Raw genomic sequence first — 25743 nt, 5'->3', positions numbered from 1 at the left:
TGCTTACAGCGAACACTCCGTTTCTTCGCAGGGTATCATCGCGTCCGGGCCTTCGACCTTCGAGAGGAGTTCCACGTCGGCCATCTCGCCGGAGTCCGGTTCGACACACTGACCCATCCAGGTCGGGTTGAGCGCCTGGTGGTCACAGCCCCGGAACTGGTTCGTGCCGAGGATGCTGTCCATCTCCAGGCCGGCGAGCGCGTCGATGACGTCGTCGACGTTCGTGGAACCGGCTTCCTTGATGCCCTCTGCGGTCATCATGATGGACTGGTAGCCGACCCGGGCGAAGTTGTCCGGCGGCGCGCTGGTCTCGTCCATCGCCATGTAGTTCTCGCGGAAGGTGTTGTTCTGCGGATTGTCGATGTCTGCGACGTAGCGGACGCCGCCGTACAGGCCGTACGCCTTCGGGCCGAGCGCGCCGCGAACGACCTGGAAGGTCATCGTCGGTGCCATGATTTCGACGTCCTCGGAGAGGCCGGCGTCGACTGCCTGACTCGTGAAGGAGACGAGGTCGCTGCCGGTCATGCCGACGACGACCACGTCTGCGTCGGAGTTGCTAATCTGGCTGATGTAGGAGTCGAAGTTCGACGACCCCAGTTCGGACGCGGATTCGCCGACGACGTTGAGGTTCGAGTTCGCCTCCTCCATCCGCGAGCGGACGCGGTTCTGGACCGAGTCGCCGTAGGCATAGTCCGCGATGTGGAACCAGACGTTCGACCCGAGGTTGTTCACCGTGTAGTCGGAGACCGCCTCGGCGATCTGTGCCGTGTTCGTCTCCGCCCGGAACACGTACTCGTTACAGCCGCTCCCCGTGACGGGCACCGCGGCCCCGCCGGGGTTGTAGATGACCTGTTCGTCGGCCGCGAGTTCGTTCAGCGCGAGCGCGACCGAACTGGAAATCGCGCCCATGATGAACGTCGCGTCGTCCTGCTCGATAGCGCGCGTCGCCGCCTGCACCGACGCTGTGTCCTCCGTCTTGCCGTCCTTGTAGACGGCCTCGATGTCGAAGTCGAAGTCGTCGTCGTCCTTGAGCGTCTGTATCGCCAACTTCGCGCCGTTTCGCTGTCCCGGTGCGAGACTGGAGTACGCGCCCGACATCGGACTGACGACGCCGTATGTGACGGAGTCGGTGTTGCCACCTGCACCGCCGATATTCCCCAGACAGCCTGCGAGGCCGATTGCGCCCGTGCCAGCGGCTGCCTTCAAGAAGGTCCGGCGCGAGCGCCCCCCACCCAGGGACCGATTATTTCGTGACTGAACCACCCGGTCATTGGTATCCCGTGCCATAGATGATTCATTATTAAAAATCGGGTAAAGCCGTTCGCCCCCACATGGACTGCATTTATACGTGATTCCCGATTCGTGAAACGTCGATATCGTGTCTGCGTCTTGCGAAAACGATGGTTATCACCGTTAGGCGGTTCGTTGGGTTTTATTGCCGGAGCCTTCGACGTGCCACCCGTATGTACAAGCACATCGCCCTTCTCGTCCGCAAAGACGACATGAGCCACGACGAGTTCGTGGACTACTGGCAGCACAACCACACGCCCATCGCCAAAGACATCGAGGGCGTCGTCCGCTACCAGACCGTCCTCCCGGCCGACCCGGAGAACACCGAGTTCGACGGGCTCGCCGAACTGTACTTCGAGACACTCGACGACCTGCACGAAGCCCTCGGCAGCGAAGGCTCGCGCGACTACGACCCGACCCGCGAAATCGCCGCCAAGGCCCGCGACGACGTGGACAACTTCCTCGACGTGGAGGCCCGACCCCGATTCATCGGCGAGGAGAAAGTGTGGAAAGACGAGGTCGACGGCGACACCGACGGCCTCTGGAAGCACTCGGCCTTCCTCGTCCGCAAGGACGGCATGAGCCACGAGGAGTTCCGCGACTACTGGGAGAACAACCACTCGCCGCTGGCGAAGGACATCGAAGGCGTCGTTCGCTACCAGACCGTCTACCCGGCAGACCCAGAGAACACCGAGTTCGACGGCGTCGCCGAACTGTACTTCGAGACGCTCGACGACCTGCACGAGGCACTCGGCAGCGAAGGCTCGCGCGACTACGACCCGACCCGCGAAGTCGCCGCGAAGGCCCGTGAGGACGTGGACAACTTCCTCGCCATCGAGAAGCGCCCGCGCTTCATCGGTCAGGAGACGGTCCAGAAGAACGAGGTCGGCGACAAAGAGGGATACTGAATGTCCACACCGGACTTCGACGCGCAGGTCCGGGACGCCTTCCCCGAACTGGAGCGCATCGAGGACGACGACCTGCGCGAGCAGGTCATCGAGGCGTGGTGTCTGGGTCTGGAACGCGGCGGCTGGCGCGACATCGCCGACATTCCGTACGCCTGGAACATCCACGAGGTCACGAACGTCGAGCACGTCCGTGGCGTCACGAAAATCGCCATCGAGTCCGCCGAGATTCAGCGCGAGTTCCACGGGGCCGACCCGGACCTCGATGTCGTCGTCGCCGCTTGCCTGCTCCACGACGTGGGCAAGTGCTACGAGTACGTCGACTTCGTCGACGACGAGACACTCGACGAGCCTGACCGCGAACACTACGCTAGCGAGGAGATTCCGCACTCCATCTCTGGCTACGCGCTGGCGCACGAGGTCGGCGTCCCGCTGACGGTGCAGCGAGCGATCCCGCACTTCCTCGGTGAGGTGCCCAAACGGACGATGGAAGCCGAACTCGTCAAGTCCGCAAACTCGGCGTCCTCGAACGCCATCACGCAGTCGGCGATGGGCATCACGCTGAAAGAGTGGGTCGCGAAGTACAGCCAGACACAGGAGTAATCACGGGACACAGTCGAGTCGGCCGAGACGTAACGAGCTACCACGACGCAAGAATCGTGGCAACCCTTAACGTGGATGGACCCCTAGAAGAGTTATCATGACAGATGCAATCGAATACGAGTGTCTTCGCTGCGGCCTGCGCGTCGACCACGACGGCGAGAAGGAGTGTCCGAAGTGCGGTGGCGAGTTGCGAAACGTCGCGACGCCACGAGAATAACCGCGAGAATCGGGCCGTTCCAGCCCGTTATTCTTTCTGTACTGCTGCGCCGGTCTCGTCCTGCCAGTAGACGACGCCGGCGAGCACTACTCCGAGCAACAACGCGCCAGCACCTGCCATCTCCGCGTTACTTCCACTCGCCTGGACGAGCGTGAGTCCGCCGCCGACGATGCCACCGCCGGCCAGTCCAGCACCGAACAGCCCCGCGAATCCTGGCTGCTTGCGGTCGGCGACCGCGGCGACTTCGTCTCGGTCGGCCGTCTCCGCCCGGAGGTCGGCGAGGTCGTCTTCGACGGCTGCGAGTTCGTCCGCCGATGCGGTGTCCTCGCGGAGCGAGTCGACGGCCGACGACAGGTCGTCGACCGAATCTTCGATGTCGTCGACTGCCGCCAGCCGTCCGTTGAGGTTGGCCAGTCGGTCCTCCAGCGACTCGATGCTCTCTGCGAGGGCTGCGACGGCCTCGGCGTCGGCGCTCTCTACAGCAACGTCGTCGACTCGCTCGCGAAGGTCGGTGAGTTCGGCCGACGACGGGACCGATTCGGAGAGTTCGGTCACCTGTTCGTCGAGTGTCGAGAGGTCGGCTTCGAGGTCGTCGACCGTCTCTGCGTCGGCGCTCTCTTCGGCGACTGTCTCGGCCCGGGCCTGTGCATCGGTCGCGGCCTCGGTCGCTGTTGCTGCGGTGGCTTCCGCATCCGCGGCGGTCGTCGCCACGATGTCGAGTTCGTCGCTCAGCGAGTCGACCGTCTCGACGACCGCGGTGACGTCCTCGGTCACGTCGGCGAGCGTGTCCTCGGTCGCAGCCTCGTCGGCCAGCGTCGCGAGTCGGTCGTCGAGGGCCGTGGTTCGGTCGGCCAGACTCTCGGTCCGGTCGTCGAGCGAGTCGAGGTCGTCGCCGAGCGACTCGACTGTCTCCGTCGTCACCGCGCGCTGTCTGGTCTCGGTGACCGACTCCTGCAGGTCGGCGACGGCCATGTCGAGGTCCAGCAGGTCGGAGCGAAGGGCCTGCACGTCGTCGGCGTCGGCACGCCCAGCCGTCGCCTCGGTCAGGCGGGCTTCGAAGTCCGACATCGTCTCTGCGAGTGCCTCGACTGCTGCTGCTTCCGCGGCCGTCTCTGCCAGTTCGTCGACCCGGTCTTCGGTCGCGTCGAGGTCCGAGCGTAGTTCGGCAACGTCGGCACCCAGCTGTTCGTGGCCGGAGGTCGCGTCCGAGACGCGCGTCGTGAGGTCGTCCAATCGGTCGTCGACCGCGTCGGCGCGGTCGTCGAGACCAGCCACACGATCGTCCAGTTCGCCGGTTCGGCCGTCGAGGCCAGCGACCTGTTCGTCGAGGTCGGTGGTCGTTTCACCGAGGTCGGCCGTCGTCTCACCGAGTTCGGTCGTCGTCTCGTCGGTGGCGTCGGCTCGCTCGACCAGCGCCGCGAGGTCCGCCTCCACGTCGTCGAGGGTGGCTTCGAGTGCTTCGAGGTCTGTGGCGGCGGCAGTCCGGTCGTCGAACGAGTCGAGGTCGTCGCGGAGTGCGGCGATTTCCGCGTCGAGCGTCTCGACCGTCTCTGCCAGTGCTTCGCTCGCTTCGTCCGCGTCGTCGACGGCTGCTGAAAGGTCTGCGACCGTCTCGGCGTCGGCTGCACGGTCGTCGAGGGCGTCGAGGCCACCCCGAAGTCCGTCGACTGTCTCGGCGAGGTCGGCCAGTGCGTCGGCCGTCGCTGTCGACTCGCGAAGACTCGTGAGGTCGTCGTCCAGTGTCCCCACGTCCGCACCCAGTGTGTCGAACTCGTCGCCGAATTCGTCCAGTCGCTCGGTGAGCGACGCGAGTGAGTCGTCGAGGTCGTCGGTCTGTTCGCGAAGGGCCGCGAGGTCGGTGTCGTCGGCTGCTCGCTCGTCCAACGTCGAGAGGTCCGTCGCCAGTGTGTCGAGGTCAGCCTCGACCGCTTCGAGGTCGGTCACCAGCGCGCTCGCCTCCTGCTGTGCGGCGAGGTCGTCGCCGACGGCTTCGAGGTCGTCGCGGATGGACGCGAGTTCGTCATCGCGGTCGCCGAGTCGTTCGAACAGTTGTTCGATGGCGCGGTTCTCGCTCGCCTCGTCGGGGGCTCCGCTGGGAGCGCGCGAGACGCCGAGCCGGTCGTCAGTGTCGCCAGCGTCTTCGGCTTCTGCCACGCTATCGTCGCCAGCCCACGCGACGCCTTCGTAGCCGTCGACACCGGCTTCGGCCGCGGCCAGCGCGCCACGGACCACGCAGGTGTCAGAGTCCTCTGCGCGGCGAACGTCCGCGACCGAGAAGGGCAGCGGGGCCGCGTCGAGTTGCCCGCCGAGCAAGATTTCGAGGCCGGGGACGCTACCGGGGCCAGCGAGCACGACAGGCGCGGAGGCACCGGACTGGATGTCGCTCGTGGTCGCTTCCGTCTGGACCGTCTCGCTCACCTCGGCGACGAGTTGATTGTACGCCTCGGCGAGCGCGCCCTCGATACCGGTCGTCCCGGTGTCGAAACCAAGCGCGAAGTCGGTCGCGGCCTCGGCCACCGCGTCGACCGATTCGCCCGCGGTCGCCGCCGCAGTCTCGTGCAGCCACGTCTGTCCCTTCGCCAGCGTGAACGAGCAGACCGGCACGCCGTAGTACGCCAGACAGACGCTCGTCGTCGCCTCACGGACCGCGACGCCGAGACCCGTGTAACCGGCTGCCCCGTCGCCGTAGACCACTGCCAGCCCGGGACTCAGCGGGGCCGCGTCGCAGTCGAGTCCCTCGAACGCCGCCGCGACCGTCTCGCGGTGCGCGTCGAGCGGTTGTTCGCCGTCCCGGAACGGGCCGGGCGTCGTGTAACAGACGTGGCCGCCATCGGTCGCCACATCGCCCAGCAGTTCGCCCACGAGCGTCGACAGCATCGATTCGTCGTGTTCCTGTGGGACGAGTACGTCGTGGGAGAGAAGTGGTTCGACAGCCGTGTCGGTCTCCGCGGCGACCGCTCGCGCGTCGTCGCCGAGCACGTAGACCGTCCCGTTGCGTTCGATGCAGCAGCAGTCGGCCGGGTCGAACCCAGCGTCAGCCAGTGTGTCTACCGCCACAGACGCGACGACCGCGTCAGATGTCGATACCGACCCGCCGGCGTCCTCCCCGAGCGCAGCCACCAGTTCCGCCGTCCCGATGTCCAGTCCAGCCACCATTTCCACTCAGATACGCCCCGGTGAAGAGCATAGGTCTTGGTGTTCTAGACAGGAGAATTATGTTATTTTACCAACTTTTATTCCCCCGCGTCACCGACGGCCCGGACTATGAGAGGAGTTGGCACCTTCGTAGCACGTAGTAGCGTTCGTCCAGCAAAGACCTGTTGGACCACGAGATTTTTCGTTTCACTCGACGAGGGTGATGTATGACCGACGTGGTCCTCACGAAACAGCGCATCGAACCGGGGAAGACCGACCACCTGCGCGAGTGGACGCAGGAGATTCAGGACCGTGAGGACGAGGCACTCGAAACCCTCGAACAGGAGGGGATGCACCACGAAGCCGCGTTCGTCGAACACACCGACGACGGCGACTTTCTCGTGTACTTCATGCAAGCCGACGATATGGACCGCGTCTTCGACGCCTTCGCAGAATCGGACCATCCCATCGACGCGGAACACAAGGAGGTGATGCGCGAGGTACTCGTCGACGGCGAGAACGTCGGTGACTACGAACTGCTGTACCAGTTGTCGAATCCGAACCGGCCGGAGTGAAAAGGGAACCGCGCGATTTCGTCTGCTGTCCTCAGAGCGGGTCCAGACCCGCTTCCTCGCGGAGCACGTCGATGTACTTGCGGAAGCCAGATTCGAGGTCGTACTGGACCTCGTAGCCGGTGTCTTCCTGGAACTTCGTCATGTCGAGGCGCTGGGTCCACGGGAGTTCGCCCTCGTCGGAGACTTCGATGTCGGCGTCGGGGACGATTTTCTCGACGGTCTCTGCGGCCTTGCGAATCGAGGCGAGTTCGCCACGGACGTTGTAGACGCGCTGGCTGAGGTCTTCGTCGGGCGTGAACGCGGCGAGGCGGAACGCCTGTGCGATGTCCTCGACGTGCTGCCAGTCGATTTCTTGGTCGCCGTACTCGACCGAGAACGACTCGCCGACAGCCGGTTTCTCGATGATGTTCGCGAGGAACGCGGAGCCACCAGTTTCGCGGTAGGGGCCGTACGCGACAGTCGGGCGAATCGCGACGTGGGACACGTCGTGGTCCTCGTAGTAGACGCGAGCCTGGTGTTCGTTGTACTCCTTGGTCGCGCCGTAGAGCGTGTCGGGGTAGACGAGGTCGTCCTCGGTGACCCACCAGTCGCCACCGTCGTCGTAGTTGGTCGGTGGGGCGTAGATGGCTGCGGAGGAGGCCCACGCGACGCGCTCGACCTGGTCCGAGAGCGTGCGAGCAGCCTCGAAGATGTTGTTCGTGCCTTCGATGTTGACCGTCATCGCAGCGCGCGGGTTGTCACGCGCCGTGTTGGTCAGGAGTGCCGCGAGGTGGACGATGTGTGTCGCGCCGGTCTCTTTGACGGCACGGACGACGTCTGTCGAGTCGCTCACGTCGCCGCGACGAATCTCGACGTCGTCGGCGATACCCAGCTTTTCGAGGATACGCGGGTCGGTCGAGAGGTCGTAGGCGACCACGTCGTGGCCGTGGTCGACGAGGTCTTTCGCGACGTACGACCCGATGAATCCCGTACCACCAGTGACGAGTACCGTGCTGTCTGCCATTGCGCGCAAATTCTGCCAGTGACCGCAAAAAGGTTCCCGTCCGCCAGCCATTGGCACACGAGACACTTCAGTCGGTCGAGGACACCCTGTTGTCGCCCTGTTGGCACCAGCCCACAGAGTCACGCTCTTCGGTCACCTACTGGGTCGGGTGCCGACCACGTACGAGCACTACCGACCACCGGCGGACTTCGAGGGCAACCCGGGTGTCTACCGTGTCGTCGGCTGCAAGGGTGACCGGGAGGTGACGCTCTTGCGGGTGACGAACGCACGTGGCCGACGGCGAGCGACGGGCGAGGTCGTGTCGGTCCCTATCACAGAACTCGTGACGTTCGACGCCGTGCAGACGCCCAGTGACGGTGTCGTCTACACGCTCTCGAATCAGGCCAGTGGACTGTTCTGGGCTGTTCGGCAACTGCTCCGCGGCTGACCGGGGGTGCGACCGACCGGCTGAACTGGTGGCTGTCGAGGGACCACCGCAGCCTAGGCTAAAGAGGGAGACGAGAGAACCGTCTCCCGTGGCCGCACACGACCGCCCGCTGGACGCGGTACTGGCCGACGAGGACACCGCCGAGACGGGGCTTTCGAGCGAAGCGGCGGCCGCCCGACTCGCCAAACACGGCGCGAACGAGTTCGTCGAAGGCGAGTCCCGTGGACCGCTCGCCATCCTCGTCGCGCAGTTCGAGAGCGTCCTCATCTGGGTACTGGTCGCGGCCGCGGGCGTCGCCGCCGTCGTGGGCGACCCCGTCGATGCGGCACTCATCGCGTGTATCGTGGTCGCCAACGGGCTGTTCGGCTTCGCACAGGACTACCGCGCGGAGGAGAGCCTGAAGGCGTTACGTGACCTCGCGGCTCCGACAGCGACCGTCCTGCGGGACGACGAGCGACGGACGATTCCGGCGACTGAAGTCGTCCCCGGCGACGTGTTGGTCCTCACAGCGGGCGATGCGGTCCCGGCCGACGCCCGACTCGTCTCGGCGGCCGACCTCGCCGTCGACGAGTCCGCGCTCACGGGTGAGAGTCTGCCCGTGTCGAAGGAACCGGGCGTATTGCCGGCCGACACGCCTGTTCAAGAGCGCGACAATCTCGTCTACAAGCAGACGACGGTCGTTCGCGGCTCCTGTCGCGCGGTCGTCTACGCGACTGGGATGGACACGCAAGTCGGGGAAATCGCCGCCGCGCTCGGCCGCGTCGAGGTCGGACAGACGCCACTACAGGCCGACCTGGACTCGTTCGGCCGAACCATCGGGCTGGCCGTCCTCGTCCTCGCCGGAATCATCGGTGCGGTCCTCGTCGCCGGTGGGGCCTCGTACGTCCGTGCCGGACTGACGGCCATCTCGCTGGCGGTCGCGGCTGTGCCAGAGGGCTTACCCGCCGTCGTCACGCTCACGCTCGCACTCGGGGTTCGCCGGATGGCGAACCAGAACGCACTGGTCAGGAAACTCCCCGCGGTCGAGTCGCTCGGGTCGGTCGACGTGGTGGCGACGGACAAGACCGGCACCGTGACGCAGGGGAAGATGACCGTGACGCGGGCGTGGGTCGACGACCAGACGTTCGCGCCGGAGGACGCCACGCTGGACGCGGCACAGTCGGCGACGGCCGAGCCGACGACGATGGCACCGACCTACCTGCTGTTCGAAATCGGCGCTGTGTGCAACGACGCGACGGCCGACGCCGGTGACCCGACCGAAGTCGCGCTGGTCGAAGGGGCGAGCGCGGCGGGACTCGATACCGAATCGCTCCGCGAAGCCCGGCCACGCCGCGACGAAGTGCCGTTCTCTGCCGACCGTCGCCGGATGACGACGGTCCACGACGGCGTGAGTTTCGTGAAGGGCGCACCCGAGACGGTGTTGGAGCGGTCGACGCGACTGCTCACGGCGGATGGTCCTGTCGAACTGAACACGGCGGCCCGTGAGCGAATCCGGACTCGTGTCGACGACTTCGCGGACGACGCCCTGCGCGTGCTCGGCTTCGCCTATGGCGACCCAGCCGACCCGGAGGCCGACCTCGTGTTCGTCGGTCTGCAAGGGATGCAGGACCCGCCCCGGCCCGAAGCAGCCGAGGCCATCGCGCAGACGAAGGCCGCCGGCATCGACGTGAAACTCATCACGGGCGACGACCGCCGGACGGCCAGCGTGGTCGGGGCACAGGTCGGGCTCTCGGGCGACGTGGTGACCGGCAGCGACATCGAGGCGATGGACGACGCCGAACTGCGCGAGGCCGTCGAGACACACGAGGTGTTCGCGCGGGTCCTTCCCGAACAAAAAGTGGCCATCTGCGAGGCGATACAGGACAGCGGCCACACGGTCGCGATGACCGGCGACGGCGTGAACGACGCGCCCGCGCTGAAACACGCAGACGTGGGTATCTCGATGGGCGAGCGCGGCACCGAAGTCGCAAAGCAGGCCTCCGACCTCGTGCTGCTAGACGACAACTACGCGACCATCGTCTCGGCCATCCGAAACGGCCGAACCATCTTCGACAACGTCTGGAAGTTCGTCGCCTACCTGCTGTCTGCGAATCTCGCGGAGGTCATTCTCGTCTTCGTCGCGTCGCTGTTCGGCGTCGTCATCCTCCCACCGGCGCAGTTGCTCTGGATAAACCTCCTCACCGACGGCTTGCCGGCGGTCGCCCTCGGCGTCGACCCCGAGAGCGGCGACGTGATGGACCGCCCGCCCCGGAACCGCGCAGCGGGCATCCTCGACGGGCAGATGCGCCGCGCCATCGCCGGCATCGGGCTGTCAACCAGCGTCGTCATGCTCGGGTTGACCACGTGGTTGCTCGCGGGTGACGGCACCGGTGTTCCGACGCTCACGCTCTCCGTGTTCACCAACGGATTGGCCGACAACGCGACGGAGTACGTCGTGACGATGGTGTTCACGACGTTCGTGGTCGTGGAGTTCGTGAAGCTGTTCGTCGTCAGGTGGATTCCGGGCAAGCCGGAGGTGAACCCGTGGCTCGGTGTCGCAGTCGCTGGCGCGTTGCTGGCCCAACTCGCCGTGCTGTACCTGCCGCCGTTGCAGCGAGCGTTCCACGCCGTCCCGCTCGGGCTGTCGGACTGGGGAATCGTCTGCGCGACGGCCGCGGTCGCGGCGGTCCCGATGGTCGTCGTCGTGTGGCTGTTGCGAAAGCGCGCGCCGCGAAACGGGACGGTCCCAGAGACACCGACGGGCACGGCGGCTGGCGGCCACTCGGACTGAAAGAAGAACGTCGAGAGTCCTGCGGACTACTCGTGCAGGCCGCCGACCTGTTCGTAGAACGATGACTGAAGCGACTCGACCATCTCCTCGTCGCGGTCGATTCGCACGTCGAGGACGGTGGGCACGTCGCTCGCTTTCGCGTCTTCGAGTGCTGGCACGAGGTCGTCCGGTTCGGTGATGCGCTTACCGTCGCCGCCGAGGGCCTTGGCCACCTGCACGAAGTCCGTGTCGTGGAACTCGACGCCGGGGATGGAGTCGTCCATCTGGCGGACCATCCCCAGACTCGTGTCGTTGAGCACGACGAAGGTCGGGGCCACGTCGTGGTCGACCGCCGTCTCGACGGCCGTCATGGTCATCGTGAAGCCGCCGTCGCCAGCGACACAGATGGCGTCCTTGCCGAGCAGTGCGGCCGTGACCGCGGCCGGGGCCGCCCAGCCCATGCCGCCGACGCCGCCGGAGCCGAAGTACGTCTCCGTGTCGGGGGTCTGCAGGTAGTTCAGCAGCCAGAAGCGGTTGTTCCCCGAATCTGCGGTGACCACGGTGTCCGAGTCGACGACCTGCTGGATGTCCTTGCAGGCGCGCTGGGGCTTGATGGGCACGTCGTCGGACTGGCACTCGGGAACCGAGAAGTCGGCGCGGGCCTGTGCCGCGCGGTCGAGCGCCCACTCGTTCGTCGAGCCGCCGGCGTTGGCCAGCGCGTCGAGGGACTCGGCGGCGTCGCCGATGAGACCAACGTCGGCCGGATACACCCAGCCAGCGTTGCGCGTGTCGATATCGGCGTGGATGATGGTCTGTTCGTCCGGGCGGATGAACGACTCTGCCTGCCAGTTCGTGTCCATCGGGTTCATCCGGCAACCGACGACGAGCAGCGTATCGGCCTCCGAAACGACCAGATTCGCGCCTTCGTGGCCGAAGGAGCCGATGACGCCAGCGGCGCGCTCGTGCGTCTCCGGAATCGTCGACTTGCCGAGGTAGGACGTGGCAACGACCGCGTCGTAGGCGTCTGCCACATCCAGCAGTTCGTCGTAGGCGCCAGAGGCGTGGACGCCGTTCCCGGAGACGATGACGGGTCGCTCCGCGTCTTGCAGTGCCTCGACCGCGGCGTCGACGTCGCGGTCGGTCGGTTGTGCCTGCCAGTTCTTGACCTGCTCCGATTCGTCCCAGACCGCGGGCGTGGCGTCCTCGGGGAACTCTTCCGCGACAGCGTTCCCGTCGAGGATGACCGCGGTCGGACCGGGTCGTCCAGCAGTCGCGTGCTTGAACGCGAGTTGGACCGAGCGAACCGTCTCCGTGGGCGTGCGCGGGAACCACCACTCCTTGGTGACACCGTCGAGAATCTTCGGGAGCGCGAGGCCGCCGTAGTCGCCGCGGGACTGCTGATAGGGTGCGAGCGTCGAGTAGTCGCCGCGTTCGGAGGCTTCCGTGATGGCGACCATCGGCGACGAGGCGAGTCGCGCCTCCATCTGGCCGATGTTGCCAAGACTGCCAATCCACGGGCCCTGTCCGGCGAGGACGCCCGGGTTTCCGGTCATTCGGCCGTAGGATTCCGCCATCACGCTCGCTTCGCGCTCGTCGCGCGGGCGAACGACCGTGATTTCGGGATGCTCGGCGAGGTCTTCGAACACCTCGATGACGCGGCCACCGGGGTAGCCGAAGACGAACTCGGTGTCGAGTGCGACGAGTCCCTCGACGACTCGTTCAGCTGTCTTCATGCGTCCTCGTCGTGCTGCACGGTCTCTTCGACGTACAGCGTCGGTCCCTCGTCAGGGTCGGTGAAGTTCTGCAGGTCGGCCATTACCTCCTCGCCGACTTCGGAGTCGAACGCGGCTTTGAGGTCGGCCATGTCGTCGAAGTAGAGTTCGACGACGCCGTCGTACTCGCTGCGGACCGGGTCCAGTGGTGTGCTGGTGACGTACTTGCGGGCGTTGGGCAACCCCTTCGCCAGCGGGACGTGTTCTTCGTACCAGTACTCCTCGAACTCCTCGTGGCTCATCCCGTCCCTGCGAACAAGCAGGTTCACCAGTTTTATCATGACATACAGAACGTCACCCGGTGTCGTCTTGGAAGTACCGGTGTGTTGGGCGGTATCGTGCTTCACAGACGATGGGTAGCTCGTTTCTGGGCGATAGCGACTGGCGCGGGCAACCTGGAAATCGGCCGCGTCGGAAGTGGTCGTGGGGGCGGCGATATGGCACGTCAGACGCGTTCGTACGTTCCCGTGAGACGTGTGTGCTCGATCTCGCTCGCCTCGATGGCCGCCATCAGCTTCGGCGACTTCACCCCGGCAGGCACGTCGAGTTCGGTGTCACAGGCGTACAACGTGAACCGATAGTTGTGGGGCCCGTCGCCACGTGGTGGGCACGGACCGCGGTAGCCAACCGTGTTGAAGCCGTTCGTCCCCTGTCGCGCCCCATCCAGTGCCGCGACTGCCGGACCTTGACGCACGCCACGCGGGAGTCGGATGGTGGACGGCGGCAGGTTCCACAGCAACCAGTGGACGAACGTCCCACCGGGGGCGTCCGGGTCGTCCACGACGAGCGCGAGCGAGGCCGCGTCGTCGGGCACGCCACCGATGGCGAGTTCGGGCGACGTGTCGGTCCCTTCACAAGTGTACGTGGCCGGAATCTTTCCACCCTCTTTGAACGCTGGTGATTCGAGCAAGAACTCTGTAGTGGCTCTCGGTGACATGATAGTAGTCGTCGGCGTGGGTACGATGTCGGTCGGGCCACGGTCGGTGGTCAGCGTCGACTCGTGGACCGTCTGACACACTCGTGACATACCGCCGTCGCCTCGCCGTGGACGTAGTATGCTATCAATGACCAAGAGGATGGGGCATTATATTCCGCGGCGTCCTATGCAGTGGTATGACGACGCTGCGAAAACCGACCGCACGCGAGTGCGAACGGTGTGGTCGTAACGAACACTGGGACGACGACGTGGAGGCGTGGCGGATCACCGACGGCGACGTCGGCAATCCACACTGCATCCACGAGTGGAACATCGACGGGACGTTCAGCCCTATCGACGGCTGAGTTGCACGAACGCCGGCTCGGCACGAACTTTCTTCTACACACCACTCCTCGGTCGCGCTATGCACGAGGTGGGTCCAGACGAGGCCGTGGACTACGGACTGTCGCTCGCAGAACGGGTCGCCGCCGTCGTGGTCGTCGGTGGTGTTCCGGTGTTCGTCGGCCTGTTCTTACTCGATGCGGATTTACCGATTCTCGGGTCGCTGCTCGTCTTCGTCGGCGTCGTCGTCTTCTTCAGTGGCCTGTTCGGCTTGCTGTACAAGGTCGTCGCCGACGGGGTTGCCCGCGGGGTGCGTACGACCGGTGAGCGTGCCGACGACGAGCATCCAGCGGACCGAGGCCCGGAATCGGCCGAACAGCCGTCCGAGCCACGAGAGCGCAGGTCAGTCGGTGACGGTGACAGCGAAACCATCGAGTGACGAGGCGGTCGGTCGAGGCCGACACAGCACGTCGTGGATACGGCAAACGGACTCCACGACACACGACAAATCACCTTTTTCGCGCCAGCGCGCGAGGAGTCGACCATGCCCACTGTCTACGTCACCGCACCGCCGGACTCGGCGGACGAACTGGCCCGAACCCTCGTCGGCGAACGATTCGCCGCCTGTGTGAACCAGGTGCACTGTCGGTCCACCTATCGCTGGGACGGAGAGGTCCACGACGACGACGAAGTGATACTCCTCGTCAAGACCACCGACGAGTGCTACGACTCGCTGGTCGAACGCATCGAGACCCTTCACCCGTACGACGTGCCCTGCATCGAACGCTTCGACGAATCCCACGTCACCGATGCGTTCGGCCAGTGGCGCACCGAGACGGTTAGAGAAATCGAGTAACTACGGCCGGAGGACCAAGTTGCGCGGACACTGACTCAGGGAAGCGAGGCAGCGGTCTCACCGATGAGCGTCGCCGCGCGCTCGGCGAACAGCGCTGGCACGTTCTCGCGGTCGTCGCGGCGGAGGTCGTAGCCGAGGTCGGGGCGCTCGCCTTCCCAGTCCTGCGACGGGATGAGTTCGGGGAGTTCGTAGCGCTGGAGTCGGTCGTCGGCCGTCTTCACGGCCGTCCACTGTGCCGATGTCGGCTCGGGCAAGTCGAACGCCTCCCAGACGACCGCCTGCACGCCGGCTTCCGCGCGCCGGTAGTTCGGCAGGTGTGGTTTCAGCGGCCCGGGCACGTCCGCCATGTACGCCTCCGAGGCGTCGTGGAGGAGCCCGTACAACTGCACCGTCGACGACTCGCCCATCCGACCGAGTTCGTCGCTCACGTACACCGAGTGCAGGGCGACGCTGTAGAAGAAGCGCGACTGCCCTGCTGCCCGGCAGACGTTCGCTGTCCCGTGTGCGATGTCAGCGAGGCGGACTGCCTCTGGCTGTGGGTCGAACGGTCTGAACGACCCGCCGGACTGCGTGCTGATGGCTGCATCTCGTTCCCTCGCGTCTCTGTCTGTTGCTAAGTCCATCGAGAATCACCTTTCCACTTTCTCAACAGTTAGTTCAATAAAACACTTTCTACTCAGGAATCGACTGCCGGGCGTGGTACACGTCGACACCCCCGTCGTGGCCGTCGACGCTGGCTCTCGCAAAAAGTAAGGGTTAAAAACGCCGCGAAGCACCTGTCACATATGGCTGGAACTATCGACGCACTCGTCCCGGGTGGCAAGGCCAACCCTGGCCCGCCGCTCGGCCCGGAGCTCGGCCCGACACCTGTAGACGTGCAGGCAGTCGTCAGTGAGATCAACGAACAGACCGCCGCGTTCGACGGCATGGAAGTGCCCGTCACCGTCAACTACGAGGACGACGGCAGCTTCACCATCGACATCGGTGTGCCGCCGACGGCCGCACTCATCAAGGACGAAGTCGGCTTCGACACCGGCAGCGGTGAGCCGCAGGAGAACTTCGTCGCCGACATGACCATCGACCAGGTCAAGAAGGTCGCCGAGCAGAAGTCCACGGACCTGCTCAGCTACGACCTCAAGAACGCCTCGAAGGAAGTCGTCGGCACCTGCACGTCGCTCGGCGTCACCATCGAGGGCGAGAACCCGCGCGACTTCAAGAAGAAGATGGACGCAGGCGACTACGACGAGCACTTCGACGACGAATAATCGTTCGCGGATTTTCCTCTCTCGATTCTCGGACCGATTCGACCAGTAGCGTCGGCTCCGTGTCGGCCACCTGCTCCCAGACCGACACGCTTGCCGTCAGCCTGTAACACACCCGGGCAGAGACGCGAAAACGGCATCTCTGGTTCGACGGCTTTAAGTTCACGCTGGGCTACCGCCAAGACGAGACAGGCTTTTGCCTGTTTCACTGACCCGTAGAAGCACTACGCGTACTACGGAGGTGAACGATGGCAGACCAGGACATAATAGACGCAGTCACTCGCGCACTCGACGAGGCCCCTGAGCGGAACTTCCGCGAAACGGTAGACCTCGCGATTAACCTGCGCGACCTAGACCTTAACGATCCGTCGCAACGTGTCGACGAGTCCGTCGTCCTGCCGTCCGGAACCGGTCAGGAGACCCAAATCGTGGTCTTCGCCGAAGGCGAAACGGGCCTTCGTGCAGAGGATGTCGCTGACGAGGTATTCAGCGGCTCCGAACTGGCCGATCTGGGCGACGACGACGACCGTGCAAAGGACCTCGCCGACGAGACAGACTTCTTCATCGCAGAGGAGAACATGATGCAAGACGTCGCTCGTCACCTCGGTACCATACTTGGTCCCCGCGGTAAGATGCCGACGCCGCTCGGCCTCGACGAAGACGTCGTTGAGACGGTGAACCGGATGAAGAACACGGTGCAGCTTCGCAGCCGCGACCGCCGTACCTTCCACACCCGTGTCGGCGCAGAAGACATGAGTGCGGAGGACATCGCGGACAACATCGACGTCATCATTCGTCGACTGCACGCGAACCTCGAAAAGGGACCCCTCAACGTGGATTCCATCTACGTGAAGACCACGATGGGTCCCTCCGTGGAGGTTAACGCATGAGCGCCGAAGCCGAACGCAAGACCGAGAACCTTCCGCAGTGGAAGGAAGACGAAGTCGCGGAACTCGTGGAACTCGTCGAGTCCTACGAGTCCGTCGGCATCGTCAACGTCGCCGGTATCCCGAGCCGCCAGTTGCAGGCGATGCGTGCCGACCTCTACCCGGACACCAAGCTCCGGATGAGCCGGAACACGCTCCTGCGCCGCGCGCTCGACGACGTCGACGACGGCATCGAAGTGCTCTCCGAGCACATCGAAGGTCAGGTCGGCCTCATCGGCACGAACAGCAACCCGTTCGCGCTGTTCAAGACGCTGGAAGACTCGAAGACGCCCGCACCCATCAACGCCGGCGAAATCGCCCCGAACGACATCGTCGTTCCCGAGGGTGACACCGGTGTCGACCCGGGTCCGTTCGTCGGTGAGCTCCAGCAGATCGGCGCAGCCGCGCGCATCATGGATGGCTCCATCCAGGTCACCGAGGACTCGCACGTGCTCGACGCTGGCGAGGAAGTTTCGGAACAGCTCGCCAACGTCCTGAGCGAACTCGGCATCGAGCCGAAGGAAGTGGGTCTCGACCTCCGCGCTGTCTATTCCGACGGCGTGGTGTTCGACCCCGAGGACCTCGACATCGACGTGGACGCCTACCGGAGCGACGTCCAGACCGCGGCCGCGTTCGCCCGGAACCTCTCTGTCAACGCCGTGTACCCGACGGCTCAGACGGCCCCACTCCTCATCGCCAAGGCGACTGGAGAGGCCAAGAGCCTCGGCCTGCACGCCGCAATCGAGAGCCCGGACCTCGCGGACGACCTCATCCGGAAGGCCGACGCGCAACTTCGCGCGCTCGCGGCCAACATCGACGACGAGGAGGCACTCCCCGAGGAACTGCAGGGCGTTTCCGCCCCCGCAGCCTCGACGGAGGAGGCCTCCGCAGACGAATCGGCTGACGACCAAGACGAGACCGAGACCGCAGACGCGGACGACGCCGACGACGACGAAGACGACGGCGAGGACGATGGCGCAGCGGGTCTCGGCAACATGTTCGGATAATAACAATGGAGTACGTTTACGCAGCACTCATCCTGAACGAATCGGGCGAGGAGATCAACGAAGACAACCTGACCGCCGTGCTCGACGCCGCTGGCGTCGACGTGGAGGAGTCCCGTGTGAAGGCGCTTGTCGCCGCACTCGAGGACGTCGACATCGAGGAGGCCGTCGCAGAGGCCGCAGCCGTCCCCGCTGGCGGCGCAGCCGCTGGTGGCGCGTCCGCCGGTGCCGACGAGGGTGGCGACGACGAAGGCGACGAGGAAGAAGTCTCGGACGTGCCGGACACGGCCGACGACGACGACGACGACGAGGAAGAGGAAGCCTCGGGCGAGGGCCTGGGCAACCTCTTCGGCTAAATTCGTCGCGACTCGAATCAGATATTCATTCTTTCGCGTGCTAGTCGGGTAGTGACGACTCTCGCGTGCGTTGGTGGTTCTGCTGACCTGTGTAAACGGTGACTCGTGTGCTTTTGCCGGTTCCAACACCGAGACCGACAGCACGAATGCTGGTGTATATGACCGCAGCCACACCCTCCCCATCCAATTCCTCGCTCCGCTCGTCATCCCTCGCGCGATGTCGACTCGTGGTCTCACTATCGTTCGACACACTCGCCAGCGCGCGCCACGCCGCAATTCGGTCATCGTCGCCGGCGCACTCCCGACTTCGACTCGTCCAGCAGTTTATACCCAAAGCCGCGGCCACAGTCGGCGATGGTCGCCCCAGCGCCTCCAGAATACGTCCTCGCCTCGATTCTCGCGGGCATCGCGCTGGGCACTGCGAGTGGGCTGACGCCGGGGTTACACGCGAACAACTTCGCGCTGTTGCTGGCTGCGGTCGCGCCGTCGGTACCTGCGCCGTCGTCGTGTGTGGTCAGTGCGATGCTCGCCGCCGGGGTGACCCACACCTTCCTCGACGTGGTCCCGGCGCTGGCACTCGGCGTGCCCGACGCGGCGATGGCGGCATCGGCGCTACCGGCGCACACCCTCGTGTTGGGTGGCCGTGGCCGCGAAGCCCTGCGACTCTCGGCGCTGGGGAGTGCCGGGGCACTGGCCGCGTCGCTCCCACTCGCGGTCCCGGCGACGGCCGTGATGACTGCGGCGTATCCGACGATTCGGGCGAACCTCTCGCTCGTTCTGGTGGGTATCGTCGTGTTGACGCTGTTGACCGAAGCGACGTGGCGAGCACGGGTCGCGGGCCTCGTCGTGCTCGGCCTGGCCGGCGGACTCGGCATCGTGACGCTCCCGCTCGAACCGGCGGCGATGCTCCCGGCGAGCGTGTTGACGCCGCTGTTCGCGGGGTTGTTCGGCGCGCCGGTGTTGCTCGACGCGCTATCCGGTGGTGGTGTCCCACCGCAGGACGATGCACAGTTGTGTACCGAACCGCGGACCGTCGCGGTGGCGACCGGTGCGGGCACACTGGCCGGCGGCGCGGTCGGCTACCTGCCCGGCGTGTCCAGCGCCATCGCGGCGACGGCGGCACTGGCGACGTTGCCTGGTGACGCGGGCGACCGTGGCTACATCGTGGCGACGAGCGGTGTCAACACAGCCAATGCCGTGTTCGGACTCTTCGCGCTCGTCTCCCTCGGCACACCGCGGAGTGGCGTCCTCGTCGCGGTCGACCAGACCGGTGGTGTCCCGTCGCTCGGCCTCGCACTCGTGGCAGTCGTCATCGCTGGCGCAGTCGCGACGGCGCTCGTCGTCACAGTCGGCGACCACTACCTGACCGTCGTCGGGTCACTCGACCCGCGGCGCTTGTCGGTCGCCGCGCTCTGTTTGCTCGTCGCCCTCTCGTGGCTGTTCGCGGGCATCGTCGGTCTGGTGACCTTCGTCGTGGCCACCGGCGTCGGCCTCGTCCCGGTTCGACTCGGCACGAGACGGGTGTACTGCATGGGCGTGTTACTCGTCCCCCTCGCGGTCTGAGCGGGAACTGACGTAAGTCAGTCCCTGTGAAATCGAAAGACAATCGTTAAATCCGACCAGCGGAAAACACGCCCATATGAGCGACTCCGAACAGCGCGCCCGTCGCAAGTGCGTCTCCTGTGGGATCAACATCTCCGGGACGAACGCGGCCGCGTTCAAGTGCCCCGACTGTGGTACACAGATTTACCGCTGCGCGAAGTGCCGAAAGCAGAGCAACCTGTACAACTGCCCGAACTGCCAGTTCGAGGGACCGTAATCATGGGAAAAGTCGCCGCACGCATGAAGGTCATGCCGAACAGTCCCGACATCGACCTCGACGAACTGCAGGAGCGTCTCGAGAGCTCCCTGCCCGAGGGTGCGAAGATCAACCGCGTCGACCGTGAAGACGTCGCGTTCGGTCTCATCGCCCTCTTCCCGACCGTCATCGTCCCCGACGATGCCGGTGGGACGGAAGCCGTCGAAGAGGCGTTCACTGGTGTCGAAGGCGTCGAGTCCGTCGGCGTCGACGAAGTCGGCCGCATCTAAGTCGGCTCACTTCACTTTTCACTCGTTCCAGTTCCCTCGGCGAGCGACGCGTCTCTGTGTTCTCGGACGACGTGTCGGTCGAGTAGCTCAGGCGTCTCCTTCGTACAGGGCCCGGATGTCGTCGCTGTCGACGTCCGCGGTCCCGCCGTGGAAGCAGTGGACCGTCTCGACCGCGAGTTCGGCGAGCGTTCCGACCGATTCGATGGCCGTGGCCATGTCGGGCGTGAAGTGGGACTTCGGCCCGCCGAAGCCGTCGTCGCTGGTGAGTGCGTCGCCGGCGACGAGGAAGCGTTCGTCCGGGAAGTAGAGCGAGACGTGGCCGGGTGAGTGCCCCGGCGTCTCGACGACCCACATCGGGCCAGCGGCCGTGTGGAACGTCTCGCCGCCGGTGAGTTCGACGTCGACCGTGACGGGCGGGTATCGGTCTTCGTCTTCGTCGGCCTTGAGCGGGTGGCGACGCCCGTCGACGTACGGCGCTTCGTCCTCGTGTGTGGTGACGACGACTGGCGTTTCGGCTTCGAGTTCGGCGAGCGACCCGACGTGGTCGCCGTCGTGGTGCGTGAGCAGTACCATCGAGAGGTCGTCGAGGTCGAAGTCCACGGCAGCGAGTTCGTCACGCAACTGGTCCACCGACCCGGGGAGGCCAGTGTCGAGCAGGAGGAGGCCATGATCCGTCTCGACGGCGACTGGGCAGAGCGTCACGTCGTGGTCGTCGAACGAATACGTGAGTTCGAGGACGTGAATGCTATCGGGTACCATGCGAAAAGTGGGTCGCGTGGCGGCAAAGTCGTTCGGCCCCCAGCAATCGCAGACGCTCCGCGGTCGCCCTTACAGGTCGGCCGCGTCGAACGCCTGTTCGAGGTCGGCCGTGAGGTCGTCGACGTGTTCGATGCCGACGCTGACGCGGATGAGGCCGTCGGTGAGGCCGGCTTCGAGGCGCTCCTCCTTCGGGATGGCCGCGTGCGTCATGGCTGCGGGCTGTTCGATGAGGCTCTCGACCCCACCGAGAGACTCGGCGAGGGTGAACACGTCGGTCTCGGAGACCACAGTACTGGCCTGTTCCAGCGTCCCGTCGACTTCGAAGCTGAGCATGCCACCGAAGTCGTCCATCTGTTCCGCAGCGATGTCGTGGCCGGGATGGTCGGAGAGACCAGGGTAGAAGACGTTCGAGACGGCCGAGTGGTCGTCCAGCCACTCGGCGATGTCGCGGGCGTTGTCGCAGTGGCGGTCCATCCGGACAGGCAGGGTCTTCGTCCCGCGCAGGACGAGGAAGCAGTCGTGTGGGCCGGGTGTCGCGCCGACGGAGTTCTGGTAGAAGCCGATTTCCTCGTCGAGGTCGGCGTCGTCCGTGATGAGCGCACCGCCGACGACGTCGGAGTGCCCGCCGAGGTACTTCGTCAGCGAGTGGCTCACGATGTCCGCGCCGAGTTCGAGCGGGCGCTGGAGGTACGGCGTCGCGAACGTGTTGTCGATGGCACAGAGCGCATCGTACTCGTGCGCGACCGCGGCCGCGCCTTCGATGTCGACGATGGACATGAGCGGGTTCGTCGGCGTCTCCAGCCAGAGCAGTTCCGTGTTCTCCTGCATCGCCGCTTCGATGGCGTCGAGGTCGGTCATATCCACGAAGGAGAACTCGAGGTCGTACTTCTCGTACACCTGCGTGAAGATGCGGTGGGTGCCGCCGTAGACGTCCTCACCGGTGACGACGTGGTCGCCGGCTTCGAGCAGGTTGAGGACGGTGTTGATGGCACCCATCCCGGAGGAGAAACAGCGACCGAACTCGCCGGATTCGAGGCTCGCGAGGTTCGCCTCTAAATCGGTCCGTGTCGGGTTCCCCGTACGAGAGTACTCGTAGCCACGGTGGTCGCCCGGGCCGTCCTGTTCGTACGTCGAGTTCGCGTAGATGGGCGTCATGAGCGCGCCCGTCTCCTCGTCAGGCTCCTGTCCGGCGTGGATCGAGCGCGTCTCGATGCGGAAGTCCTCGTCGTCGTTCATGCTCGGCCCATCGACCGCGAGACTGGTTACTCTTGCGTTGCAGCCGCGATAGCGTCGAAAAAGGCAGCCGAGTCAGTGGTCGTTCCCGTGCGGTTCCGGGTCGAGTCGCAAGACTGCGACCATGAACACGCCCGCGAGACACCAGACGGCCACGGTCGCGACGAACAGTGGATTCCGCCCCGCGAGCTGCTGTGTGACCGCATCCGTCGCGGTCGACGGGCTCGCTAACCCGGTGTTGGTGACGACTGCGACGGCGACGGCGAGCGCGCCGAGGAGTGTGGCGAGTCGGTAGCGGGACATGATGTATGCTACAGTATGGCGTGATAAAAACGTCAGACAAAATTTGGAAAGCGTGAACGTCTTGGATGTGTACTCGTCGACTGCACGACAGTACGTCGTCAGAGCCCCTGAGAGACCTGTTCGCCACTCACGACTTCGGGGATGACGACCTCGTCGGCACCTGCTCGGCGGGCCAGTGGTTCGTCCATCTCGTCGCCGACTCTGACGACGAGGCTGACCGTCGGTGCGAGTTGGCTCGCTGCGATAGCTATCTGGACGTTCACGTGTGAGTCGTCGATGGCTCCGATGGCGCTGTCGGCGCGTTCGATACCCGCGTCGCGGAGCGTCGGTTCGCGCCGAGCGTCCCCGTCGACCGTGAGAAAGCCGTCCTCTCGCGCCAGCCGACACTGTTCGTCCTGCCACTCGACGACGACCACGTCTCGGTCGCGCTCACGGAGACTCGCCGCGACTGTCTTCCCGAACATCCCGTAGCCACAGACCACGACGTGGTCGTCGAGCGTCGAAATCGTTCGTGTCATCTGTACCTGCCTGAGTTCAGTCCGCATCTGGCCGCCGAACGTCGCCGAGAGGAACGTCTCGCCCATCCAGAGACCGGCGACGACCAGCCCCGAGACGACCACGATGGCGTAGAGTTTGAGGAGCCACACCGGCCCGTCGCGGGTCATGTAGTAGAGTTCGATGCCCGCGGGGTCGAGGAGCCAAAACAGCGCGTCGACGACGCCGACGCCGCCGAGTGTCGCGAAGCCCCCGACGCCGAGGCAGACCACGGTTCCGAAGGCGGTGACCGGGCGGAGCAACTGGCGCAACAGTGGCCGTCGGGCGAGTTCGCCGAGCGGGAGTGATGGCCGCCGCATTGGCGCGTTCGTCGACCCTCACGCTGCCGTGTCCCATTCAGAGGCTGGGACGTCGCTGTCGTCGGTGAGCGACAACTGCATCTCCAGTTCGCCGGTACCGACGTGTTTGCCCTCGAAGCCCATCCGCCGGTAGAGGTTGATGGCGACCTGATTGCGCCGCTCGACGAACAGCGTGACCGTCTCGACGCCCTCGTCGGCCGCGTAGGTCAGTAACTCGTCGAGCAGTCGCGTCCCGATGCGCGCGTGCTGGTGCGCCGGGTCGACGAAGATGGCCAGTTCGTACGAGCCGTCGTCCGCACCGACCAGTACCGCGTGGCCGATGTGGCGGTCCTCGTGAAACGCAAGCGTCTGGTAGCCCTCGCCGAGGACGTCGAGCCAGTCACGAATCGACGCTTCGCTCGTCGGTGGGAGTCCGTGGGCGCGACTCTGCGCGTCGAACGTCACGTACATCCCGGTAAGCGAGCGAACGTCGTTCTCGGTGAGGTGGTCGCGCGAGACGAAGCCGATGTCGCGGCCGGCCTCGTCGACGAACGTGGGGGCTGGTGGAGCGTCGAGATCGTGGGGACCGTATTTATCGGCGGCTGGCGAAGACAGACGGCCGCCAGACGAGGTTTTTGCTCTCGTTCTGTCCATTACTTTCTCTCTAATCAAGATATTCGGTTGTTCTTATTACTATTTTCCCTATGTTTGTCGAATAGTGTATTAGGACGTATACCACTGCCCGACATACTAGGACCCTTGGTCACGAACCGCCTCGCGGCAGCGACGGCTAGCCCTCGGCGTCGGCACGCCGCCGGGCGGCACTCACACCCCCGTCGTGGCGAACGAACAACGTGCGTTTTATTACGGCGACGGAGCAAGAGGGTCGTACGACTATGCCCAACTCGCACGGACCCCTCAAAGGGACGCGTAACAAGCTGAAGAACCACCCCCGAGAGCGCGGCACATCCCCGCCGCAGCGCGCAATTCAGGACTTCGAGGAGGGCCAGAAGGTCCACCTCAAAATCGACCCCTCAGTCGCGAAGGGTCGCTTCCACCCGCGTTTCAACGGCCAGACCGGTGAGGTCGTCGGGAAACAGGGCTCTGCGTTCCAGGTCCTCATCACCGACGGTGGCAAGGAGAAGAAGCTCATCTCCGCACCGGCACACCTGAAGGCCCAGCAGTAATCGTATGACGATATTCAAGGAGAAGCTCGACGAGGAGTACCTCACCGTCTCGGAGACGAAGGAACTCCTCGCCGATATCGAGGAGGAGCGCGCATTGGACGAAGAGCGTGAGATGCGCTACGAACTCGCTCGCGCCATCGAACACGTCAACCGGTTCAGCATCATGTCCGCGGAGGACTCGCTGGACCTCGTCGACGAACTGCTCGAACTCGAGAAGGTCGACGAGCCGACCGCCTACAAAATCGCGAACCTGCTCCCACAGGACCGAACAGAACTCCGTGCGGTGTACGCACAGGAGCGCTATTCGCTCTCCGGTGACGAGCTGGACGAGATTTTGAACACGGTCGCGAAGTACGCCTGACGCCCATCTTTTAAATAGCCGCTCCCCCTATCATACAGCTAGAATGACCGATTCTGAACACGGTGAGCACCAGCAGGTGCAGGCCGTCGTCCTCGACATCTTCCCGAACGGCCGCTCCGGTGACGGACGGTCAGGATTCGGGAAGGACCCGGTCGCGTACGCCCTCGGCACGGACGACTTCCGGTTGTTCGAGATCAGCTTCTCGGAGACGCCCGAGGTGAGCATCGACGACCATCTCGCCGTCGAGCCTCCGGCCGAGAGCGTCAAGCGCGTTCGGACGGTGTCGTACGACGATATCTCCAGCGGCGCGAAGGCAGAACTGGAGTACGTAGTCGAAGAGGTCGTCGAGGCGGACGAGCAGCGCTTCGTGGACTTCTTCAACGACGCCCAGCCGATTACGCTTCGGTTGCACCAGTTGAACCTGCTCCCAGGCATCGGGAAGAAACTACGAAATTCGATACTCGACGAGCGGAAGCGAAAGCCGTTCGAGAGCTTCGAGGAACTCGACGAGCGAGTCAAAGGCCTCCACGACCCGAAGGGCATCCTCGTCGAGCGTATCATCGAAGAGTTGCGCGACGAGGACCTGAAGTACAAGACGTTCGTCGGGCGGCGAAGCGAGTAGGCAGTTTTACCCCCATCGA

At 65.0% G+C, this 25743-nt stretch carries 31 protein-coding genes; 19 read left to right on the top strand and 12 right to left on the bottom strand.

What is annotated here, in order from left to right:
• Positions 1-3: 3 nt before the first annotated feature.
• Complete coding sequence (locus ACSC1P_RS01455; protein WP_435358347.1) at positions 4-1287, bottom strand: ABC transporter substrate-binding protein; 1284 nt, start codon at positions 1285-1287, stop codon at positions 4-6.
• Positions 1288-1463: 176 nt separating this feature from the next.
• On the opposite strand from ACSC1P_RS01455, the gene ACSC1P_RS01450 reads away from it, so the two are divergent.
• The 3 genes from ACSC1P_RS01450 (at position 1464) to ACSC1P_RS01440 (ending at position 3015) form a co-directional block, all read left to right on the top strand.
• Positions 1464-2198: an EthD domain-containing protein gene (locus ACSC1P_RS01450; protein ID WP_435358346.1), complete on the top strand. Its 735-nt coding sequence runs from the start codon at positions 1464-1466 to the stop codon at positions 2196-2198.
• Positions 2199-2798 carry an HD domain-containing protein gene (locus tag ACSC1P_RS01445; RefSeq protein WP_435358345.1) on the top strand — a complete coding sequence of 200 codons (600 nt, stop codon included), beginning with the start codon at positions 2199-2201 and terminating at the stop codon, positions 2796-2798.
• A gap of 97 nt (positions 2799-2895) precedes the next feature.
• On the top strand, positions 2896-3015 hold the full coding sequence (locus ACSC1P_RS01440; protein WP_435358344.1) for a rubrerythrin-like domain-containing protein: 120 nt from the start codon (positions 2896-2898) through the stop codon (positions 3013-3015).
• A gap of 27 nt (positions 3016-3042) precedes the next feature.
• Here the strand turns inward: ACSC1P_RS01440 and ACSC1P_RS01435 are convergent, their stop codons facing one another.
• Positions 3043-6171, bottom strand: a complete 3129-nt coding sequence (locus ACSC1P_RS01435) for a disk-shape morphogenesis protein volactin (RefSeq protein ID WP_435358343.1) — start codon at positions 6169-6171, stop codon at positions 3043-3045.
• A 206-nt stretch (positions 6172-6377) separates the two neighbouring features.
• On the opposite strand from ACSC1P_RS01435, the gene ACSC1P_RS01430 reads away from it, so the two are divergent.
• Positions 6378-6725 (top strand): DUF6176 family protein, encoded by a 348-nt coding sequence (locus tag ACSC1P_RS01430; protein WP_435358342.1) that lies wholly within the window; start codon positions 6378-6380, stop codon positions 6723-6725.
• Between the two features lie 31 nt (positions 6726-6756).
• Here ACSC1P_RS01430 and ACSC1P_RS01425 read toward each other — a convergent pair whose 3' ends face one another.
• A complete protein-coding gene (locus ACSC1P_RS01425) occupies positions 6757-7728 on the bottom strand; it encodes an NAD-dependent epimerase/dehydratase family protein (RefSeq protein ID WP_435358341.1) in 972 nt (323 codons plus the stop codon).
• Positions 7729-7876: 148 nt separating this feature from the next.
• Here ACSC1P_RS01425 and ACSC1P_RS01420 point away from each other — a divergent pair, with 148 nt between their 5' ends.
• Positions 7877-8155, top strand: coding sequence for a hypothetical protein (locus ACSC1P_RS01420; protein ID WP_435358340.1), 279 nt, complete (start codon positions 7877-7879; stop codon positions 8153-8155).
• 88 nt (positions 8156-8243) lie between these two features.
• Positions 8244-10925: a cation-translocating P-type ATPase gene (locus tag ACSC1P_RS01415; RefSeq protein WP_435358339.1), complete on the top strand. Its 2682-nt coding sequence runs from the start codon at positions 8244-8246 to the stop codon at positions 10923-10925.
• A 26-nt stretch (positions 10926-10951) separates the two neighbouring features.
• Here ACSC1P_RS01415 and ACSC1P_RS01410 read toward each other — a convergent pair whose 3' ends face one another.
• The 3 genes from ACSC1P_RS01410 to ACSC1P_RS01400 form a co-directional block, all read right to left on the bottom strand.
• Positions 10952-12637: a thiamine pyrophosphate-binding protein gene (locus ACSC1P_RS01410; protein ID WP_435358338.1), complete on the bottom strand. Its 1686-nt coding sequence runs from the start codon at positions 12635-12637 to the stop codon at positions 10952-10954.
• Positions 12634-12957 (bottom strand): EthD family reductase, encoded by a 324-nt coding sequence (locus ACSC1P_RS01405; RefSeq protein WP_435358337.1) that lies wholly within the window; start codon positions 12955-12957, stop codon positions 12634-12636. The genes ACSC1P_RS01410 and ACSC1P_RS01405 overlap by 4 nt, the downstream gene beginning before the upstream one ends.
• Before the next feature lie 164 nt (positions 12958-13121).
• The gene (locus ACSC1P_RS01400; protein ID WP_435358336.1) at positions 13122-13703 is read right to left on the bottom strand and encodes a YbhB/YbcL family Raf kinase inhibitor-like protein; all 582 of its coding nucleotides are present in this window, start codon (positions 13701-13703) and stop codon (positions 13122-13124) included.
• A gap of 86 nt (positions 13704-13789) precedes the next feature.
• Here ACSC1P_RS01400 and ACSC1P_RS01395 point away from each other — a divergent pair, with 86 nt between their 5' ends.
• The 3 genes from ACSC1P_RS01395 (at position 13790) to cutA (ending at position 14790) form a co-directional block, all read left to right on the top strand.
• Positions 13790-13957, top strand: coding sequence for an HEWD family protein (locus ACSC1P_RS01395; RefSeq protein ID WP_435358335.1), 168 nt, complete (start codon positions 13790-13792; stop codon positions 13955-13957).
• 59 nt (positions 13958-14016) lie between these two features.
• Positions 14017-14373: a hypothetical protein gene (locus ACSC1P_RS01390; RefSeq protein WP_435358334.1), complete on the top strand. Its 357-nt coding sequence runs from the start codon at positions 14017-14019 to the stop codon at positions 14371-14373.
• Positions 14374-14478: 105 nt separating this feature from the next.
• On the top strand, positions 14479-14790 hold the full coding sequence (gene cutA / locus ACSC1P_RS01385) for a divalent-cation tolerance protein CutA (protein ID WP_435358333.1): 312 nt from the start codon (positions 14479-14481) through the stop codon (positions 14788-14790).
• 35 nt (positions 14791-14825) lie between these two features.
• Here the strand turns inward: cutA and ACSC1P_RS01380 are convergent, their stop codons facing one another.
• On the bottom strand, positions 14826-15413 hold the full coding sequence (locus ACSC1P_RS01380; protein ID WP_435358332.1) for a hypothetical protein: 588 nt from the start codon (positions 15411-15413) through the stop codon (positions 14826-14828).
• 162 nt (positions 15414-15575) lie between these two features.
• On the opposite strand from ACSC1P_RS01380, the gene ACSC1P_RS01375 reads away from it, so the two are divergent.
• The 7 genes from ACSC1P_RS01375 (at position 15576) to ACSC1P_RS01345 (ending at position 20426) form a co-directional block, all read left to right on the top strand.
• Complete coding sequence (locus ACSC1P_RS01375) at positions 15576-16055, top strand: 50S ribosomal protein L11 (RefSeq protein ID WP_435358331.1); 480 nt, start codon at positions 15576-15578, stop codon at positions 16053-16055.
• 245 nt (positions 16056-16300) lie between these two features.
• On the top strand, positions 16301-16942 hold the full coding sequence (locus ACSC1P_RS01370) for a 50S ribosomal protein L1 (RefSeq protein WP_435358330.1): 642 nt from the start codon (positions 16301-16303) through the stop codon (positions 16940-16942).
• Positions 16939-17985 (top strand): 50S ribosomal protein L10, encoded by a 1047-nt coding sequence (locus ACSC1P_RS01365; RefSeq protein WP_435358329.1) that lies wholly within the window; start codon positions 16939-16941, stop codon positions 17983-17985. Before ACSC1P_RS01370 ends, ACSC1P_RS01365 begins: the two co-directional genes overlap by 4 nt.
• A 5-nt stretch (positions 17986-17990) precedes the next feature.
• Positions 17991-18338, top strand: a complete 348-nt coding sequence (rpl12p, locus tag ACSC1P_RS01360) for a 50S ribosomal protein P1 (RefSeq protein ID WP_435358328.1) — start codon at positions 17991-17993, stop codon at positions 18336-18338.
• Between the two features lie 354 nt (positions 18339-18692).
• Positions 18693-19901, top strand: coding sequence for a tripartite tricarboxylate transporter permease (locus ACSC1P_RS01355; RefSeq protein WP_435358327.1), 1209 nt, complete (start codon positions 18693-18695; stop codon positions 19899-19901).
• 76 nt (positions 19902-19977) lie between these two features.
• On the top strand, positions 19978-20157 hold the full coding sequence (locus ACSC1P_RS01350; RefSeq protein WP_435358326.1) for an HVO_2753 family zinc finger protein: 180 nt from the start codon (positions 19978-19980) through the stop codon (positions 20155-20157).
• A 2-nt stretch (positions 20158-20159) separates the two neighbouring features.
• Positions 20160-20426, top strand: a complete 267-nt coding sequence (locus ACSC1P_RS01345; protein WP_435358325.1) for an elongation factor 1-beta — start codon at positions 20160-20162, stop codon at positions 20424-20426.
• An 87-nt stretch (positions 20427-20513) separates the two neighbouring features.
• Here the strand turns inward: ACSC1P_RS01345 and ACSC1P_RS01340 are convergent, their stop codons facing one another.
• From ACSC1P_RS01340 to ACSC1P_RS01320, 5 genes are all read right to left on the bottom strand, one after another.
• On the bottom strand, positions 20514-21185 hold the full coding sequence (locus ACSC1P_RS01340) for an MBL fold metallo-hydrolase (RefSeq protein WP_435358324.1): 672 nt from the start codon (positions 21183-21185) through the stop codon (positions 20514-20516).
• Positions 21186-21254: 69 nt separating this feature from the next.
• Entirely contained in the window at positions 21255-22421 is a 1167-nt protein-coding gene (locus tag ACSC1P_RS01335; RefSeq protein WP_435358323.1) for a cystathionine gamma-synthase, read from the bottom strand.
• Positions 22422-22493: 72 nt separating this feature from the next.
• Positions 22494-22721 (bottom strand): hypothetical protein, encoded by a 228-nt coding sequence (locus tag ACSC1P_RS01330; protein WP_435358322.1) that lies wholly within the window; start codon positions 22719-22721, stop codon positions 22494-22496.
• Between the two features lie 98 nt (positions 22722-22819).
• Entirely contained in the window at positions 22820-23575 is a 756-nt protein-coding gene (locus ACSC1P_RS01325) for a potassium channel family protein (protein ID WP_435358321.1), read from the bottom strand.
• An 18-nt stretch (positions 23576-23593) separates the two neighbouring features.
• Positions 23594-24208, bottom strand: coding sequence for a GNAT family N-acetyltransferase (locus ACSC1P_RS01320; protein ID WP_435358320.1), 615 nt, complete (start codon positions 24206-24208; stop codon positions 23594-23596).
• 242 nt (positions 24209-24450) lie between these two features.
• Here ACSC1P_RS01320 and ACSC1P_RS01315 point away from each other — a divergent pair, with 242 nt between their 5' ends.
• The 3 genes from ACSC1P_RS01315 to ACSC1P_RS01305 are packed head-to-tail and all read left to right on the top strand — an operon-like array spanning position 24451 to position 25724.
• On the top strand, positions 24451-24741 hold the full coding sequence (locus ACSC1P_RS01315; protein ID WP_435358319.1) for a 50S ribosomal protein L21e: 291 nt from the start codon (positions 24451-24453) through the stop codon (positions 24739-24741).
• Between the two features lie 4 nt (positions 24742-24745).
• Positions 24746-25102, top strand: coding sequence for an RNA polymerase Rpb4 family protein (locus ACSC1P_RS01310; protein ID WP_435358318.1), 357 nt, complete (start codon positions 24746-24748; stop codon positions 25100-25102).
• A gap of 43 nt (positions 25103-25145) precedes the next feature.
• A complete protein-coding gene (locus ACSC1P_RS01305; RefSeq protein WP_435358317.1) occupies positions 25146-25724 on the top strand; it encodes a DUF655 domain-containing protein in 579 nt (192 codons plus the stop codon).
• Positions 25725-25743 lie beyond the last annotated feature (19 nt).

The organism is Haloarchaeobius caseinilyticus (assembly GCF_051207395.1).
Classification (GTDB): Archaea; Halobacteriota; Halobacteria; order Halobacteriales; family Natrialbaceae; genus Haloarchaeobius.
Note: the sequence above shows the minus strand (reverse complement) of the source record. Positions and strands in the feature narration are given on the sequence as shown.